General features: G+C 70.2%; 14 protein-coding genes. 6 read left to right on the plus strand and 8 right to left on the minus strand.

Translation table 11 applies throughout. The features are described from left to right. Positions 1–111: 111 nt before the first annotated feature. The gene (locus tag ACFYQ6_RS28535; protein ID WP_361581672.1) at positions 112–300 is read left to right on the plus strand and encodes a hypothetical protein; all 189 of its coding nucleotides are present in this window, start codon (positions 112–114) and stop codon (positions 298–300) included. Positions 301–362: 62 nt separating this feature from the next. On the opposite strand, the gene ACFYQ6_RS28540 is transcribed toward ACFYQ6_RS28535, so the two are convergent. Then, positions 363–1,001 carry a hypothetical protein gene (locus ACFYQ6_RS28540; protein WP_361581675.1) on the minus strand — a complete coding sequence of 213 codons (639 nt, stop codon included), beginning with the start codon at positions 999–1,001 and terminating at the stop codon, positions 363–365. Positions 1,002–1,241: 240 nt separating this feature from the next. Between ACFYQ6_RS28540 and ACFYQ6_RS28545 the strand changes: the two genes are divergently transcribed. After that, positions 1,242–1,799, plus strand: coding sequence for a hypothetical protein (locus tag ACFYQ6_RS28545; RefSeq protein ID WP_388765654.1), 558 nt, complete (start codon positions 1,242–1,244; stop codon positions 1,797–1,799). Positions 1,800–2,105: 306 nt separating this feature from the next. On the opposite strand, the gene ACFYQ6_RS28550 is transcribed toward ACFYQ6_RS28545, so the two are convergent. Continuing rightward, a complete protein-coding gene (locus tag ACFYQ6_RS28550) occupies positions 2,106–3,029 on the minus strand; it encodes an RNA polymerase sigma-70 factor (protein ID WP_388765657.1) in 924 nt (307 codons plus the stop codon). Between the two features lie 203 nt (positions 3,030–3,232). Here ACFYQ6_RS28550 and ACFYQ6_RS28555 point away from each other — a divergent pair, with 203 nt between their 5' ends. Both ACFYQ6_RS28555 and ACFYQ6_RS28560 read left to right on the plus strand, forming a co-directional pair. Beyond that, positions 3,233–3,616, plus strand: coding sequence for a DoxX family protein (locus tag ACFYQ6_RS28555; protein ID WP_388765659.1), 384 nt, complete (start codon positions 3,233–3,235; stop codon positions 3,614–3,616). 49 nt (positions 3,617–3,665) lie between these two features. Further along, a complete protein-coding gene (locus ACFYQ6_RS28560; RefSeq protein WP_388765660.1) occupies positions 3,666–4,004 on the plus strand; it encodes a hypothetical protein in 339 nt (112 codons plus the stop codon). Between the two features lie 86 nt (positions 4,005–4,090). On the opposite strand, the gene ACFYQ6_RS28565 is transcribed toward ACFYQ6_RS28560, so the two are convergent. Then, a complete protein-coding gene (locus ACFYQ6_RS28565) occupies positions 4,091–5,857 on the minus strand; it encodes a hypothetical protein (protein WP_388765663.1) in 1,767 nt (588 codons plus the stop codon). A 916-nt stretch (positions 5,858–6,773) separates the two neighbouring features. On the opposite strand from ACFYQ6_RS28565, the gene ACFYQ6_RS28570 reads away from it, so the two are divergent. Together ACFYQ6_RS28570 and ACFYQ6_RS28575 are read left to right on the plus strand one after the other, a co-directional pair. Next, the gene (locus ACFYQ6_RS28570; protein ID WP_388765664.1) at positions 6,774–7,886 is read left to right on the plus strand and encodes a serine hydrolase domain-containing protein; all 1,113 of its coding nucleotides are present in this window, start codon (positions 6,774–6,776) and stop codon (positions 7,884–7,886) included. Between the two features lie 205 nt (positions 7,887–8,091). Then, positions 8,092–8,502, plus strand: a complete 411-nt coding sequence (locus ACFYQ6_RS28575; RefSeq protein WP_388765666.1) for a hypothetical protein — start codon at positions 8,092–8,094, stop codon at positions 8,500–8,502. Positions 8,503–8,604: 102 nt separating this feature from the next. On the opposite strand, the gene ACFYQ6_RS28580 is transcribed toward ACFYQ6_RS28575, so the two are convergent. The 5 genes from ACFYQ6_RS28580 to ACFYQ6_RS28600 form a co-directional block, all read right to left on the minus strand. Further along, complete coding sequence (locus ACFYQ6_RS28580) at positions 8,605–10,038, minus strand: MFS transporter (protein ID WP_388765819.1); 1,434 nt, start codon at positions 10,036–10,038, stop codon at positions 8,605–8,607. 138 nt (positions 10,039–10,176) lie between these two features. Then, on the minus strand, positions 10,177–10,707 hold the full coding sequence (locus tag ACFYQ6_RS28585; RefSeq protein WP_361581701.1) for a flavin reductase family protein: 531 nt from the start codon (positions 10,705–10,707) through the stop codon (positions 10,177–10,179). Next, positions 10,704–11,672, minus strand: a complete 969-nt coding sequence (locus ACFYQ6_RS28590; protein ID WP_388765668.1) for an acyl carrier protein — start codon at positions 11,670–11,672, stop codon at positions 10,704–10,706. The genes ACFYQ6_RS28585 and ACFYQ6_RS28590 overlap by 4 nt, the downstream gene beginning before the upstream one ends. Then, positions 11,669–12,997, minus strand: coding sequence for a condensation domain-containing protein (locus tag ACFYQ6_RS28595; RefSeq protein WP_361581706.1), 1,329 nt, complete (start codon positions 12,995–12,997; stop codon positions 11,669–11,671). Before ACFYQ6_RS28595 ends, ACFYQ6_RS28590 begins: the two co-directional genes overlap by 4 nt. After that, entirely contained in the window at positions 12,994–14,025 is a 1,032-nt protein-coding gene (locus ACFYQ6_RS28600; RefSeq protein WP_361581709.1) for a MupA/Atu3671 family FMN-dependent luciferase-like monooxygenase, read from the minus strand. The genes ACFYQ6_RS28595 and ACFYQ6_RS28600 overlap by 4 nt, the downstream gene beginning before the upstream one ends. Between the last annotated feature and the right edge of the window lie 2 nt (positions 14,026–14,027).

A 14,027-nucleotide genomic window follows, 5' to 3' on the forward strand; every position in this document is an offset into this window, starting at 1 on the left:
ACACCGGCCGGCCCGCCGCGCCCCCATGCCGTAGGGACTCCAGCCCGTCACAGGGGCGTGTCGGCCGGAGGGACGAGATGCGGGAGATCGTCAACGCGATCCGCTGCCAGCATGGGACGGCTGCCAGAGCTGCCGGTGGCGGCTGTCCCACGGGCCGAGAGGTGGTTGGTGGAGCAGGGGCTCGGCGTCATGCCGTCTCTGCGGCCCGTGCGGGACGCCGAGAGCAGGCCGAGGCCCTCGGAGTCCAAGGGCGTCCTCGCCGAGACCGCACCCGGCCTGTTCTTCCGGTGCCGCCCGTAGCAGCCCTCCGTTGCAGGTCACCCGTCCGTCGGGCTGCCGCATCTGCCGTCCGGCTCACGACGTCAGTGACCCGCCATGCGGAGCCACTCCATCGTTGTGACGACCTCTTCGCCGAAGTCCTCGCAGAGCGCGAGCAGCTCGCGTCCCGTGGACGAGTCGAGCAGCCCCGCGGAATCGGGGAGAACTCGCAGAGCAGCATGACAGGCGATCTTGACGGCGAGGTGGCGCGACGCGAAATAGCCCTCGCCCGCCCGGTCCGCCAGGTCTGCGAGGAACCGGCGGTGGGCATCCTCTGCGGGATGGTCGTAGAAGGAGCCCTCGACGAGGCCGTCGAGGTAGGTCGCCAGGCCGGCTGAGGCTTCCACCACTCGCTCGACTTGCACGCCGGGACTGTCCAGCAGTTCACCGAACGTGAGCAGGTTGCTGATGGTCTCCAGCTGGAAGAGCTGGACCGTGTCCGGGTCGACTTCAGACGTGAAGAGCGGGGCCCTGCACAACTCGGCCGCTTCTCTCCGGTATGCGCGATCCGGCCGTTCACCAGCGGGTGATGCTGCCAGTCGGAAAAGCGACTCCAGCACGGACCGGTCGACGCCCCACTCGGCATCGAACTCGAACGCGAGCACCGGCGCGCGCCACTGCCACAGGGCCAGGACGGCCGCCTGGCGCTGATGGACGGGCTTCAGGTCCGCCAGTCTCTCCATCCGCTCCACGTTCTTGAGTCAGCCCTTCTGATCTGCTGTCTCCGCCTGCCAGCTTCGCCTCGGAACACTGTGGAAGCCGCCGGAGAACCACGTGACCGCCGAAGCGGGGCCCGACCCAAGCCAACCATGAGGATCGGGCCTGGCTTCAGAACGCCGTAGGTCGTTTCATTTGGATCAGCGCGCGGACCGGAGGAAGATGCCCGCGACGTGGAGTCGAGCCCGGCGCGAAGGAACAAGGCCATGACGTTGCATTCCGGTGTGGCCGAGTTGTTGGCGGGGGCCGGCATCCTCGATGTGGACGTCGACGCCGCCGTCGCGGACGAGCACGTGCGATCGTCCGCGTACCGACGCGTCGTCCTGGTGGCCGCCTCCTCGCCGAGCCGTGACCGAGACCGCGCGATCGTGGCCACGATCCTGCGCGACCCCGTTGAGCTGGTCTCCAAGACGGCGGTGGTCGCCCTCGTGGACAGCATCGCGATGAAGGTCACCGGTCCTGCTGATTTCCAGCAGTGGTCGGCGGGACTGCTGCCGGAGATCGACAAGCTCACGGCGGAGGGGCATCGCGCCTTCATCCGTCGCCGCATCCACGACTGGCTGTTCTATCTGTCCGTCAGGGACGGTCACGTGCCGACACCGGTGGAGTTGACGCGGGTCACGGACTGGATGCAGCGTGTCCTCGCAGAGGAGGCGACGTCGCCGGCCGCCCTCGCCCTGCTCGCCGAGTCGGGCAGCACCAAGAAGATCCGAAACATCGCGAAGAACAGGGCCGGCCGGAAGCCGCAAACCGAGACGCGGTGAATCGGTGGGGGCGATCGGCAGGCACGCCGGCCGCCGCACCCACACGAACGGCGTCAGGACCGATGATCACGTGGAGTAACACCTGGAGGGCGACGGTGACTCGGGCATTCCTGCCCGGGCCTCCTCACGTGGGCGAGGAGGCGGGCCCTGGCCGGTCTGGTCATCATCTGCAGGACTCGTACTGCGTCTTCGATGCGGCCAAGGTCGGTGGCCGCATCGAAACGCTCGGTCTCCGCCGTCACCGCTACCAGGGCCTCCGGTTCGCTCCTCATCGAGTCGGCGGTCGAGTTCCTGGACCGGCCGTGCTCACACCGACGGCCGGCGAGCCTGCCGTACTTCGCGGTCCATGGCCCAGGCGTCGGCCACCGGTCCGAGGTGGGCGAGCTTGTCGGGGTTGATGACGGAGCGGATGCTGTGCACCTGCCCGTCCAGCACATCCAGTACGAAGGTCTGCAGGACGTTTCCGTCGCGATCACGAAGGAGCGCGCCCGGCTGGCCGTTGATCCGGCGTGGCGTGCACGTGATACCGGTACGCACCTTCAAGGGGTGAACGGTGGCCAGCAGCCGCGCGACATTCGCAGCACCGGCGACGACACTGGCCAGCCGCGGCGCCTTGCCGCCCCCGTCACCGACGAGCCGGACGTCGGCGGACAGCAGACTCTGCAGCCCTTCCATGTCCCCCTGTGCCATCGCGTCGAAGAACCGCCGCGCCAGCTCGTCACGCTCCCCCCGGTCCGCCTCGAACCGGGGCCGCCCCTCATGCATGTGGCGCCGTGCCCGTACGAGCAGTTGCCGGCACGCTGCCTGCGAACGGCCGACCGCCGCGGCAACGTCCTCGAACCCGAAGGCGAAGACGTCCCGCAGTACGAACACCGACCGCTCCAGCGGACTGAGCCGTTCCAGAAGCAACAGCGCCGCCATCGACAGTGAGTCGGCGAGCTCCACCGCGCGAGCCGGATCCTCGTACGGATCGTCGAGCAGCGGCTCGGGCAGCCACGGCCCGACGTACGCCTCGCGCCGCACCCGCGCGGAACGCAGCACATCGATCGAGATCCGGGTCACCGTGGTCGAGAGGAACGCCTTGACCGACACAGGCCGTACGGACGAGGCGTCGTAGCGCAGCCAGGTCTCCTGCACCGCGTCCTCCGCGTCGCTGACACTGCCCAGCATCCGGTACGCGATCGAGAACAGCAGAGGCCTCAGCTCCTCGAACTCCTCTGCGCTGCCCACGCTTTGCTCCCCCTCTGCGCGAATACCCCGTACGGATCATGGCATCTCGCACCCCGGGCCGAGGTGCTTCGACCGAATCCGGAGAGCGCGGCCACGACCCGACGCGATGTGACCCACGTCTCCGTCCATTTCGGCGCCTCGATGTCACTGAACCGACCGCTGCCTCGTCTCGGGTCCAGAAGACCTCGAACAGGGAGTTGCTGATGGACATCGCGCTGTGGATCACCGCCGGAGTGCTGGCAGCCGTCTGCCTCGTGGGCAGCTCCAAGATGTTCGTGGCCCGCGAGAGGCTGGCCTCCGTCGGCGCCTCCGCGCAGTGGGTGATGGAGTTCAGCCCGGGGGCGCTCAAAGCCATCGGTGCCGTCGAGATGCTCGCCGCAGCCGGGATGATCCTGCCCGCGGTCCTCGGCATCGCCCCGGTCCTGGTGCCGGTCACAGCCACCGGACTCGTCGTTCTGTTCATCTGCGCAGCCGTGACGCGGCTACGTCGGGGCGAGCGCGCCACGATCACCGGGGACCTCGTCTACCTCGTCCTGGCCGCGTTCGTCGCCTGGGGCCGTTTCGGCTCCACTCCCTTCACCGGCTGACCCGGCAATCCTTCCCGTCCACGCACCGTCGCACAGAAAGACCACTGGCATGGAGATCCTCCGGTACGTGTTCCTCGTCTTCCATCTCTTCGGTTTCGCTGCGATCCTCGGCGGGATCTTCTACCAGCTGCGCGGCAAGGACCCCGTGACCGGTGGCTACATGGTGACCAGCGCTGTCGTGCAGCTCGTCACCGGCGTCGGCCTCATCTGGGCCCGTCTCGCCCTCGACCTGCCGGTGTCGCACGCGAAGATGGGCGTGAAACTGGCCCTCGACGTCCTGGTGGCACTCATCGCGCTGGTAGGGATGCGCACCAGGGCGGCCTCGGCCTTCTACGCGGTGGCCACGGTCACGGCGGCCGCGGTGGTCGTGGCCGTCGCGTGGACGTGACGGCGGACAGGTCGGCGGTCATCGCAGCGGCGGATCCCACGACGAGATCACTTCGAGGGCAGCACCTTCCTGTCTGCTGCGGGTCTTCAGCCCCGCTTGAGTACCCCGCTCAGCCCTGCTGCTACTGCCGTGGTCAGTACCCATCCGGCGCCGGAGAGCAGCCAGGACCAGTACAGGGCGCTGCCGGTGGGCAACCATGCCTTCTGCTGTCCGAGGTCGATGATCGGGAGCAAGACGTCGAGGGAGTAGGCAACCGAGTGGTAGGCCGGGGCGGGCGTGCTTGCGGCGGTCATGTGGGAAGGGTGGGCGTGGTCGAAGACGACGGTGCCGAGGGCAAGCAGGACGAGCAGCCACAGGGCGGCCAGCCAGGTTCGGTAGCCGTAGCCGACGGTCAGGTAGAGCAGCCAGTTGACCAGCCTTCCGGCAGGATTGAGCGTACGGCGCCGGCGGTATTGCTTGTGGATGGCCACGAGGCGTGCGGCGTCCTCCTGGCCGGCTTGGCGGTAGGCGGCGGCGAGTTGGTCGTAGGGCTGCGGGGCGTAGCCGCCGGGCTGCCGCCCCAGCCAGTTCAGTCTCTGCCGTACCGAGGTGTGCTCGTTGGTGAGCGTGGTGTAGGTCAGTCCGCGAAGGTCGAGCCTGTCGGGCCAGGTCGCGGGGTCGTCGTGGAGAGTTCCGACCTTCGCGTGGCTGAGATCGACGAGCCCGTCCGGTGAGCGTCGGGGAAGCAGGTACAGGGCCGGGGTGTCGAGTCGCTCGAAGTCGAGGGCGAGGCTGCCGGGGTTGGTGAAGGCGGCGTCGCGCAGGTCCACCCGCGTGCCGATCCGTGCGCCGTACAGGCTGAATTCGCCTCGCACGGTGAGTTCGTGGCGGCCCGAGACCTGGCGGTCCACAGCGAGCCAGCCGCCCTCCAGCGCAGATCCGCCGGGGTTGTCGAGTTCGGCTCGATCGAGGGTGAGCGTCCCGAGGCGTGCTCCGCGCAGGTCGATGCCTCCGAGCGAGGAGAAGCCGTGGCTGAGCCGCATCTCCTGCGCCACCTGCAAGTCGGAGCCGAGAAGTGCCCAGTCGTCCTCGCGGGCGATGCTGGCTCCGGTGAAGGTGAGCGAGCCGCCTATGCCCGCGCCGACGAGGCTGATGCCGCCTTCGACCGAGATGTCGTCGCCTGTCACGCTCTGAGCCACGTGCAACTGGTCGGCGGCGAGAGCCACGCCCTGGGGGTTGGTCAGCCGCGCGCCGGTCAGAACGAGGTCTCCCCCGACTTGGGCGCCGGTGATACAGACTTCACCGCGGGCGGTGAAGCCTGTGTCCAGCAGCATGTGGTGATCGACGGTGAGCCGTGCGGCATCCAGCGCGGTCGCGCCGGGGTTGTCGAGGCCGGCCCCGGCAAGGGACAGCACGCCGCCCACCCGAGCACGGGCCAGTCTGACCTCGCCGTGGGCGGTGAATCCGTGCTCCAGCGCGAGGTCTGCGTGGACGCACAGGTCTTCGGCGTCCAGGCCGGGTAGGTGGCAGCCGGTCATGCGTATCAGAGGGGCGGTGGCATGACAAAGGGAGACCGGTTCGTCCAGCCAGCAATCCGTGAGCAGCAGCCAGCGGCTCAGGGTGGCACCTTCGAGGTCGAGCGAGCCGGTGATCCGCGCGCCTGCCAATCGGACCGGGGTGCGCACGTCGGCGTCCAGGAGCAGTTGGGCGACAACCTCAGCCCGTACGGTGCGCTCCGGGGTCCACGACGCACCGCGGCCAGGGGCGTCCGTCTCGGCATCGCCGACCCGCAGGTCGGCGGCCTCACCACTGGCCACCGCACTCATCACCTGCTGCTCGGCTGCCGTCAGGTCGTCGGCGGTCAGCATCGTCACCCCAAGGCATCGGCTATCGAACCTGGTGAGCCTATCCATCCCCGCCGGGCGAAATCCGCTTCTGCCCACGACGATCTCCGCCCAGTACCGAAGTAGGCCACATCTACGTCGACCTCAACTTCGTTGACTTCGTCGGCGGCCCCTGGTCGTCCTCCTCCTGAACGTCACCTGCTTCACACTGGACGAGCGCATCACCTGATCAGGCGGTGCGTAGCCGTCGGAGTACGTACGCCGACGGCCGGCAGAGGGCTCGGACAAGCACGTTCGTGACGACGAAGTACGCAGGGCTCACCCAGCCGTCCTCCTTGCTCACCAGGCCCGGTCCGCCTTCTCCGCAGTGGCGACGCAGCATGCGCCGGCGCAACGACGTCCCGGCCACGAACAGGACTGGGGCTGCAACGACCGCACCGGCTGTCACGGCGAGCCGCACTGCCTGGATCCTGGCGACGCTCTCTGTCCGCATCGCCCCAGTCTGCCGATCAGAGGAGACTCGTGCGCCCCTCTGACGAAGCAAATTCCAGCCAACGAGGCGCCCCGCCTTCCCGGAGACCATGTCAGCGCTGTGACCGATCCATGCCCCCCGCCGGCCGGTCACCCAGCCCTCGGCCAGCCGGAGCCACGCCAGGAGACTCCACAGCAGTGTCGTGACGCTGCCCCACCAGGCGTGCTCCGCCCGGAGTGGGCGTGCCCTGCCTCCTTGAGGGGGCAAGCCCCCGGCACCGCCCTGAGGACAGCGCCTCGGTACGTCAGGGGGAAAGCCGGATGGGGCAATCCCTTCTCCGCTGGTGGGATGGTCGTCCACCGCCAGCTCCGGGGGCGACACGGTCGCGGGCCACAGCCTGAGTGGTCCCCGAAGGCGCGCAACCTGAACAGAGATGAGGTCGTCATGCATGGGTCAAGAAGGCGTCGGCAAGGCATGCTCGTCCGGACCGGCATCGCCGCAGCCGTCCTCGCCGCGTCAACCGCGCCCGCGGCGGCGGCGAAGCCGGGGCCGGCCGATCCGCTCCAACGGCAGGTGGAGGCGATCCACGACACCGGGGCGGTCGGTGTGCACGCCGAGGTGACGTCACCGGACGTGCGTGACAGCGCGTACGCCGGGACGGCCGCGATGAACACAAGGAGGCCGATGCCGCGGGAGGGCAGGTTCCGGATCGGCAGCGCCACCAAGACCTTCACCGCCACGGTCGTGCTGCAACTCGTCGGCGAGGGGCGGATGTCCCTGGACGACACCGTCGAGCAGTGGCTGCCGGGAGTGGTCCGGGGCAACGGCCATGACGGCAGCCGGATCACCGTGCGGCAGTTGCTGCAGCACACCAGCGGCATCCCTGACGTCGGGCCGGAGATGTCCGCGTTGAACAGCGCGGACGGCTATCGAGCCGAGCGGTTCCGCACCTACACCCCCAAGGAGCTGGTGGGGCTGGCGATGCAGCAGCCTCACTCGGATGCCGGCTGGTCGTACTCCAACACCAACTACATTCTCGCCGCGATGGTCATCCACAAGGTCACCGGCCGGAGTTGGACACGGGAGGTGAAGGACCGGATCATCCGCCCCCTGGACCTGAGGGACACCAGTACGCCCGGCGTCTTCCCGTTCATCCTGGGTCCGCACGCCCAGAGCTACGCCGCGTTCGGCACCGACACCGACATCGACGTCACGGAGCTCAATCCGAGTATGGCCGTCGGCTCCGGCTCGATCATCAGCACCGCGCGCGACCTGAACCGGTTCTACGCCGCGCTGCTCGGCGGCCGTCTGCTGTCTCCGGCGCAGCTCGACGAGATGACGACCTCCATGCCCGCAATGCCCGAGCTGGGCGTGCGGTACGGCCTCGGTCTTGCCGAGATTCCGTTGCCCTGTGGCGGCAGCTACTTCGGCCACCGGGGCGAACTCCTCGGCTATGTCACCTGGGGCGGCGCCACCCGGGACGGGACCCGGACAGCCGTGGTGTACGTCACCAGTGACGGCGGGCAGGACACCCAGCAGGCCATGATCACACTCGTGGGTCAGGAACTGTGCCGGACCCTTTCGTAGCCGGTCGGGCCCGACAGAAGCTCCGGCGGGGGCCTGCGCCGGGCAAGATCAGCGGTCCCGGCATCAACGTGCTGACGGGCGAGGAGCGTCGGTTCGTACGCGGGCGATAAGGTTCGCCGGCGGCAGTGGTTCGGCGTCGTCGAGGACGGAGCGTATGACCGACGGTAGTTCTTACGGGAGTCGTCCGGAGTACCTTCCGGACTTCATGAACGACCCCCGTGACGAGGACGGCCGGCAGGTGACAAAGCTGGATCTCGCCGAGAGCCGCGCACTGGCCGCAGCGACGCTGAGCAGATTTCCGGCTGCTACCGGCGATGTGATCGACTTCGAGTCCACTCCGTTCGAAGACCGCCTCTGGTGGGACGATGAGGAGCACTGGACGAGGATGGCGGCGGTGCTGCTTTCCTCGTACGTACAGAGGGGCGAGCGGATCGCCGTCATCTGGGGCAACTATCTGATGCCGGTCGTGACCATGCCTGCGGATGTCGCGGTGCGACATGCGCGGGACATCCTGGATGCCGGGCCGCACTTCTGGATCCACCCGCTCGGCGGTTCGGTGCTCATCGAATGCCTGATGGACGGACAAGTGACGGTCGTGACGATTCCGTCGAGCTGAGCACTCCGGGGCGGCCGTCCGGGCGGGGCGGTGTTCGCCGGCCGCCCCGGGCGCAGCCGGCGTGGTGCCGGCTGCGCCCGGGTGCGTCGGGGGGACCCCCCGTCAGTGCTTTGCGGGACGGGCGCGGCCCAGGCCGAAGGCGACCAGGGCGGCGGTGGCCAGGACGACGGCCGCGTCGATCACCAGGACGGTGTGGACACCCGACAGCCGGTCCGAGGTCGTCGTGGCGACGACACCTAGGAGCGGAATGCCTACGGTGATGCCGACCTGCTGTGTGGAGGTGACCAGTCCGGTGGCGAGTCCCTGCTCCTCGTCGGGCACGCCGGAGGTGACCGTCAGGCCGTAGGAGACGATTGCTCCGAGGTTGCACACGCAGGCCAGTGCGAGGCAGAGGGCCGCCGGCCATACGCTCCAGCTCTCGGTCCCGACGACGAGCAGCCCGGCCACGGAGAGTCCCTGCCCGGCGAGGGACGCGACCAGGGTCCAGCGGGCCCCCAGGAGGCCGAGGACCTTGGGGACGAAACTGCCGGAGACCGCGGCCGCAGTGCCCTGGAAGCCGAAGACCAGCCCGGTCTGGAACGCCGAGAGCTCCAGAACATCCTGGAAGTACAGGGTCATGGCGAAGACGACGGTGCTCATCATCGAGAAGGTGACGAGACCGCCGAGATTGCCCCAGGCCACCGTGCGGCGCTTCAGCATCGGCAGCGAGACCAGCGGTTCGGCCGTACGGGACTCCACCAGGACGAACGCCGCCAGGAGCGCGACGCCCACGACGAGCGCCGCGATGACGTCGCTCCCGCCGAACCCCCGGTCCGCGGCGGTCGACAGGGCGTAGATCACCGCGAGCAGACCGCCGGTGACGGTGACCGCGCCCGGCACGTCCAGGCGGGGCCGCTCGGGCCGCCGGGACTCGTTGAGCAGGGCGGGGGCGAGCGGCAGGACGACCAGGGCGAACAGGGCGAGGAGCGCCATCGTCGAGCGCCAGCCCAGGGTGTCCGTCAGGACACCGCCCAGCACCATCCCGGTGGTGAAGCCGAGCGAGAGCAGCGTGCCGCTGATGCCCAGCGCCCGGTCACGCAGGGGGCCTTCGGGAAACGTGGTGGTCAGCAGCGACATGCCTGTCGGGACGATCGCCGCAGCGCCGACGCCCTGCAGCGCGCGTCCGGCGAGGAAGGAGGCGGGGTCCCAGGCGAAGGTGGCGAGGAGCGAGGCCGCGCCGAAGAGAGCGAGGCCCGAGAGGAACAGCTTCCGACGGCCGTACAGGTCCCCCATCCGCCCGAACAGCAGCAGGAACCCTCCCGAGGGCAGGGCGAAGGCGGTGACCGCCCACTGCAGCTCCGCCTGTCCGAGACCGAGGTCCGTGCCAAGCTCGGGAAGGGCCACGTTCAGTACGGAGAAGTCGAGGGCGATCATGAACTGTGCGGCGCACAGCACGAAGAGGATCAGCCTGTCCCGGCGGGAGAGCCGGACGGGTGTTCCGGCTGCGGGCGCTTCGGGGAGGGGCGCGGCGGACCGGGGCGAGCGGTCCTCACGCATGAGTTCGTCGTCGAGGTGCTGGGTCATGGTCTTCCTAGGGGACGGGGCCGTGCGGGCCGGGGGCCCGGCGGGCACGGCTGACAGGGCGGACGGGCGAGGGGGTGCCGGTGGCGGGCGGAGCGCCCTGGAGCGGGGCGGTCAGTCCGGCGCGACGGGCCTCAGGGTGCGGAAGGCGCCGCCCTCGAACACCAGGGGCGGCGCGTCCCGCAGCGTCCCGCAGTGCTCCACCGCGCCGATCGCGATGACGTGGTCGCCCGCCTCGACGAACCGCACGAGGCGGCACGTGAAGTAGCCGATCGCTCCGGCCAGTACGAAGCCACAGGCCGGCGGGGGGTCCGCCGGCTCGGCGCCGTCGGCGAACCCGCCCGTCCCCATGGGACGTTCGGGGTCGGCGAACCATCGCGCCGCATAAGCCTGATCAGCCGCGAGGACGTTGACGACGAACGCGCCGGACTCCTCGATGAGGCCGCGGACGCGGGCGCCCTCCTTGACGGAGAACGACGCGAGGGGCGGGGTGAGCGACAGCGTGGTGAACGAGCTCACCGTCATGCCGTGCACCGACGCGCCCCGCCCGCTGGTCACGACCGTCACCCCGGCGGGCAGACAACGGGCCGCGGCGCGCAGTTGGGCCGCGGTGACCGTGGCCGGTTCGACACCCGTGGTGCTCACAGGTCTCCTTCCGCCCGCCGGGGCAGCGGTTCCGCGCCGAGCAGGACGGCCGCGAGGTGCGAGACCCCCGCGCCGAAGAGGACGAGCGAGTCGTCGCCCGCCGCCCCGCTCGTGGTGTCCTTCCGCTGCGCCAGCCGGTCCGCGAGGTTGATCAGCGGATCGCTGCCGAGGCAGTGGGCGATCCGGCCGACGTTGCCGAGCGACAGTTCGTCGCCGAGTCCCACCTCGGAGAGGTACAGCGTCAGGACGTTGCGGGCGAAGTTGCTGGGCAGCACGGATCGCACGGTGCCGAGGCCCGTTCCGGCCCGGTCGGCGAGGCGGGCGAACAACGCGCGGTGGGCGGTGATCCGGGACAGCAGCTGCTGCTGGGGCCCGCCTCCCAGGTTCAGTTCGGGTGCGGAGTGGTGGGCCATGCCCCGGACGGGGAGCCCGGGCGCGGTGGCGGACACCAGGACCGATGCTGCGGCGTCGCTCGCGATCGCCGCGCCGCCGGCCACGATCCGCGCCCCGCCGGTCGCCCGGTCGGCGAGGTCGCCGGTGACCACCAGGACGTTGCGGGCCGTCCCGTCGCGCACGTAGGACGCCGCCGTGCCCACCGCGACCATGGCCGTGGCGCAGTCCATGAGTCCCATCGTGACCACGGTCGCTCCGTCGATGCCCGTCCCATCGAGGAGTTCGGCCACGTCCCGGTGGGCTGTGCGGTCGCGCGGCAGCGAGTCCGTCGCCAGGATCACCATGTCGACGTCGGTCCCGGGCACCCGCGCCTCCGCGAGCGTGCGGCCCACGGCGAGGGCCATGAGTTCGGTGACGTCGGCGTCCGACCAACGGTAGGTGTGGAATCCGGCCGCGGGCGCGGTGAGTTCGGCGGCGGCCGCGGGGTCGGCGAGCATCTCGGGCAGCTCCGCCACCGGATCGGCGCATTCGCCGAGCTCGTAGGCAGGGGCGCACAACCGTGCGGTGATCACTGGTCCGCCTCCTGTGCCACGGTGTGCGCCAGTGCCGTGAACCGCTCGGCGAGGCGGCGCACGGTGGCCTCGTCGTAGAGTCCGGTGTCGAACTCCAGCCATCCGGCGACCCCGTCGGGTCCCGGGTAGACGGCGAGGGTCAGGTCGAACCGCGCTGTGCCCTTGTCCAGGTCGGTGGTGGTGACGTGGGCGCCCTGGATACGGCGCTCGTCCGCGCCGAGGTTGTCGAAGACGAAGACGGCGTCGAGGAGCGGGTGGGTACCGGCGACGCGCCGGCCGGCGTCGATGAGTTCCCCGGGGTACGAGGCGTGCTTCAGTCCGGCGCGGGTGGCGGTGCGCACCGCGCGGACCCGGTCCCGGTGGGACCCGGTGCCGCTGTCCCGCAGCCGTACCGGCAGGACGTTGAGCAGATAGCCCACGACCGTGTCGGTGCCCGGCCGGTTCCGGCCGGTGGTGAAGGTGCCGAGCAGGGTGTCCTCGGTGCCGCCGAACTCCGCGAACGCGGCCCAGGCGACGGCCAGCCAGCCCGTGTAGGCGGTGGCCGACTCCCTCTTCGCGGACGCCGCCACGGCGTCGGCGACGGAGGCGGGCAGGGTGAACCCGATCCGCTTGCCAGTACGCCGGGTCCGCTCGCCGCGGGGCCGGTCCGTCGGCAGGGGTGCGGGGGCGTCCGCGGTCTCGGCGGCCCAGTGTGCCGCGCCGGCCCGGCCGTCGGGGCCCCGCAGCCAGCTCGCCTGGTCGTGGACGAAGGAGCCGAACGGACGGGAGGGGGCGGGCGTGGCGGTGTCCCGGGCCAGTTCGTCGAGCAGCAGCTCGAACGACCAGGCGTCGAAGACCAGGTTGTGCACGGCGACCAGCACCCATGCCAGGCCCGCTGCCGGCCCTTCTGCCAGGGCCACTCTCAGCAGCGGCCCGGTGGCCAGGTCGAACGGTTCCGCCGCGAGTCGCCGGGCTGCGGCGTGGGCCTCGGCCTCGTCGGCGCAGCGGATGCGGGAGAGGCGCGGCGCGAGCTCGCGGTGGACGACGCGGCGTACCGTGCCGTCACCGGAGGTCTCGAAGGTGGTGCGCAGCGCCTCGTGGGCCGTCACGAAGCCGCGCACCCGCTCGGCCAGGAGCCCGAGGTCGACCGGTGCCCCGCTGAGCCGGACGGCCTGGCACACCACGTCGACCGGGCGGCCGTCCACCTGGTGGTGCACCTGCCACAGGCGCAGCTGGCCCGGTGTCAGCTCACCGGTGTCGGGCCGCTGCTGCGGCAGAGCGGCGCGGAGCCGGGCGCGTTGTTCCGGGCCGAGTGCGGCGAGGCGGGTCGCGAGCGCGTCATTCATGCGTACCGCCTGCGCAGCTCGTCGAGGTGGCTCAGGCTCTGCACGACGAGGTCCTCGTCGACGCCGAAGTCGATGAGGCAGGCGATCTCGGTGACGCCCATCCCCTTGAACCGGTCGACCACGGTGCCGCAGGAGTCCGGGGTGCCGAGCAGGGCCCCCTTCTCGAAGTACTTGTCGAAGGCGAACTCGATCAGCTGGTCCTGGTCGCTCTGCGTCATGTCGCGGACGCCGGCGCCCGGTGCGAGGTTCTTCTTCTGCGAGTCGATGACGGTGAAGAAGGAGCGCAGGTAGTCGCTGAAGGGCTCCCGGACCGTCTCGCGGACCTCGTCGAGGTCGTCCCCGATGAACGTGTGGAGCATCAGCGTGACGGTGACGCCCTCCGGGTCGTGTCCGTACTCCTGGAGGGTCTTGAAGTACAGCGCCAGCTTCTCCTCCAGCTCCTCGTTGGTCATGTCGATGAGCGCGGTCAGTACGTTGCAGCCGAGCCGGCCCGCGGCCTCGAAGGTCTCGGGGCTCTTGGTGCAGGTGAGCCAGATCGGCAGCTCGGGCTGGACGGGCTGCGGATGCAGCTCCACCTCGACGTGGTTGCCCAGGCCGTCCTGTACGTAGACCGGGGCCCCCTCCCACAGTTCGCGCAGGGTGGTCACGGCGTCGAAGGTGCGACGGCGGCGGTCCTCCCAGCCGGTCGGGTTGATGGCGAAGTCGACCGGGCTGAAGCCGGTCGCCAGGGCGATGCCGGCGCGTCCGCGCGAGAGGTTGTCGACCACGGACCACTCCTCGGCGACGCGGATCGGGCTGTGCAGCGGGAGGATGACGCTGCCGGCCCTGATCTGGAGCCGCTGGGTGGCCATGGCCAGGCCGGCTCCGAGCACCGAGGGGTTCGGGTAGAGGCCGCCGAACCGGTGGAAGTGCCGTTCCGGGGTCCAGATCGCGGTGAAGCCGTGTTCGTCGGCGTACTTGGCCGCGTCCAGGACGAACCGGTATTTGTTCTTCTCGTCGCCCGAGAAGAAGATCAGACTGAAGTCCACCG

The sequence above is a fragment of the Streptomyces sp. NPDC005494 genome, assembly GCF_042872025.1.
In the GTDB taxonomy this organism is placed as follows: domain Bacteria; phylum Actinomycetota; class Actinomycetes; order Streptomycetales; family Streptomycetaceae; genus Streptomyces.

Bases quoted from the DNA above. Each gene is read 5' to 3' on its own strand.
- ACFYQ6_RS28535 (WP_361581672.1), top strand. From the start codon at position 112: ATGGGACGGCTGCCAGAGCTGCCGGTGGCGGCTGTCCCACGGGCCGAG.
- ACFYQ6_RS28540 (WP_361581675.1), bottom strand. From the start codon at position 1,001: ATGGAGAGACTGGCGGACCTGAAGCCCGTCCATCAGCGCCAGGCGGCC.
- ACFYQ6_RS28545 (WP_388765654.1), top strand. From the start codon at position 1,242: ATGACGTTGCATTCCGGTGTGGCCGAGTTGTTGGCGGGGGCCGGCATC.
- ACFYQ6_RS28555 (WP_388765659.1), top strand. From the start codon at position 3,233: ATGGACATCGCGCTGTGGATCACCGCCGGAGTGCTGGCAGCCGTCTGC.
- ACFYQ6_RS28560 (WP_388765660.1), top strand. From the start codon at position 3,666: ATGGAGATCCTCCGGTACGTGTTCCTCGTCTTCCATCTCTTCGGTTTC.
- ACFYQ6_RS28570 (WP_388765664.1), top strand. From the start codon at position 6,774: ATGCTCGTCCGGACCGGCATCGCCGCAGCCGTCCTCGCCGCGTCAACC.
- ACFYQ6_RS28575 (WP_388765666.1), top strand. From the start codon at position 8,092: ATGAACGACCCCCGTGACGAGGACGGCCGGCAGGTGACAAAGCTGGAT.
- ACFYQ6_RS28580 (WP_388765819.1), bottom strand. From the start codon at position 10,038: ATGCGTGAGGACCGCTCGCCCCGGTCCGCCGCGCCCCTCCCCGAAGCG.
- ACFYQ6_RS28595 (WP_361581706.1), bottom strand. From the start codon at position 12,997: ATGAATGACGCGCTCGCGACCCGCCTCGCCGCACTCGGCCCGGAACAA.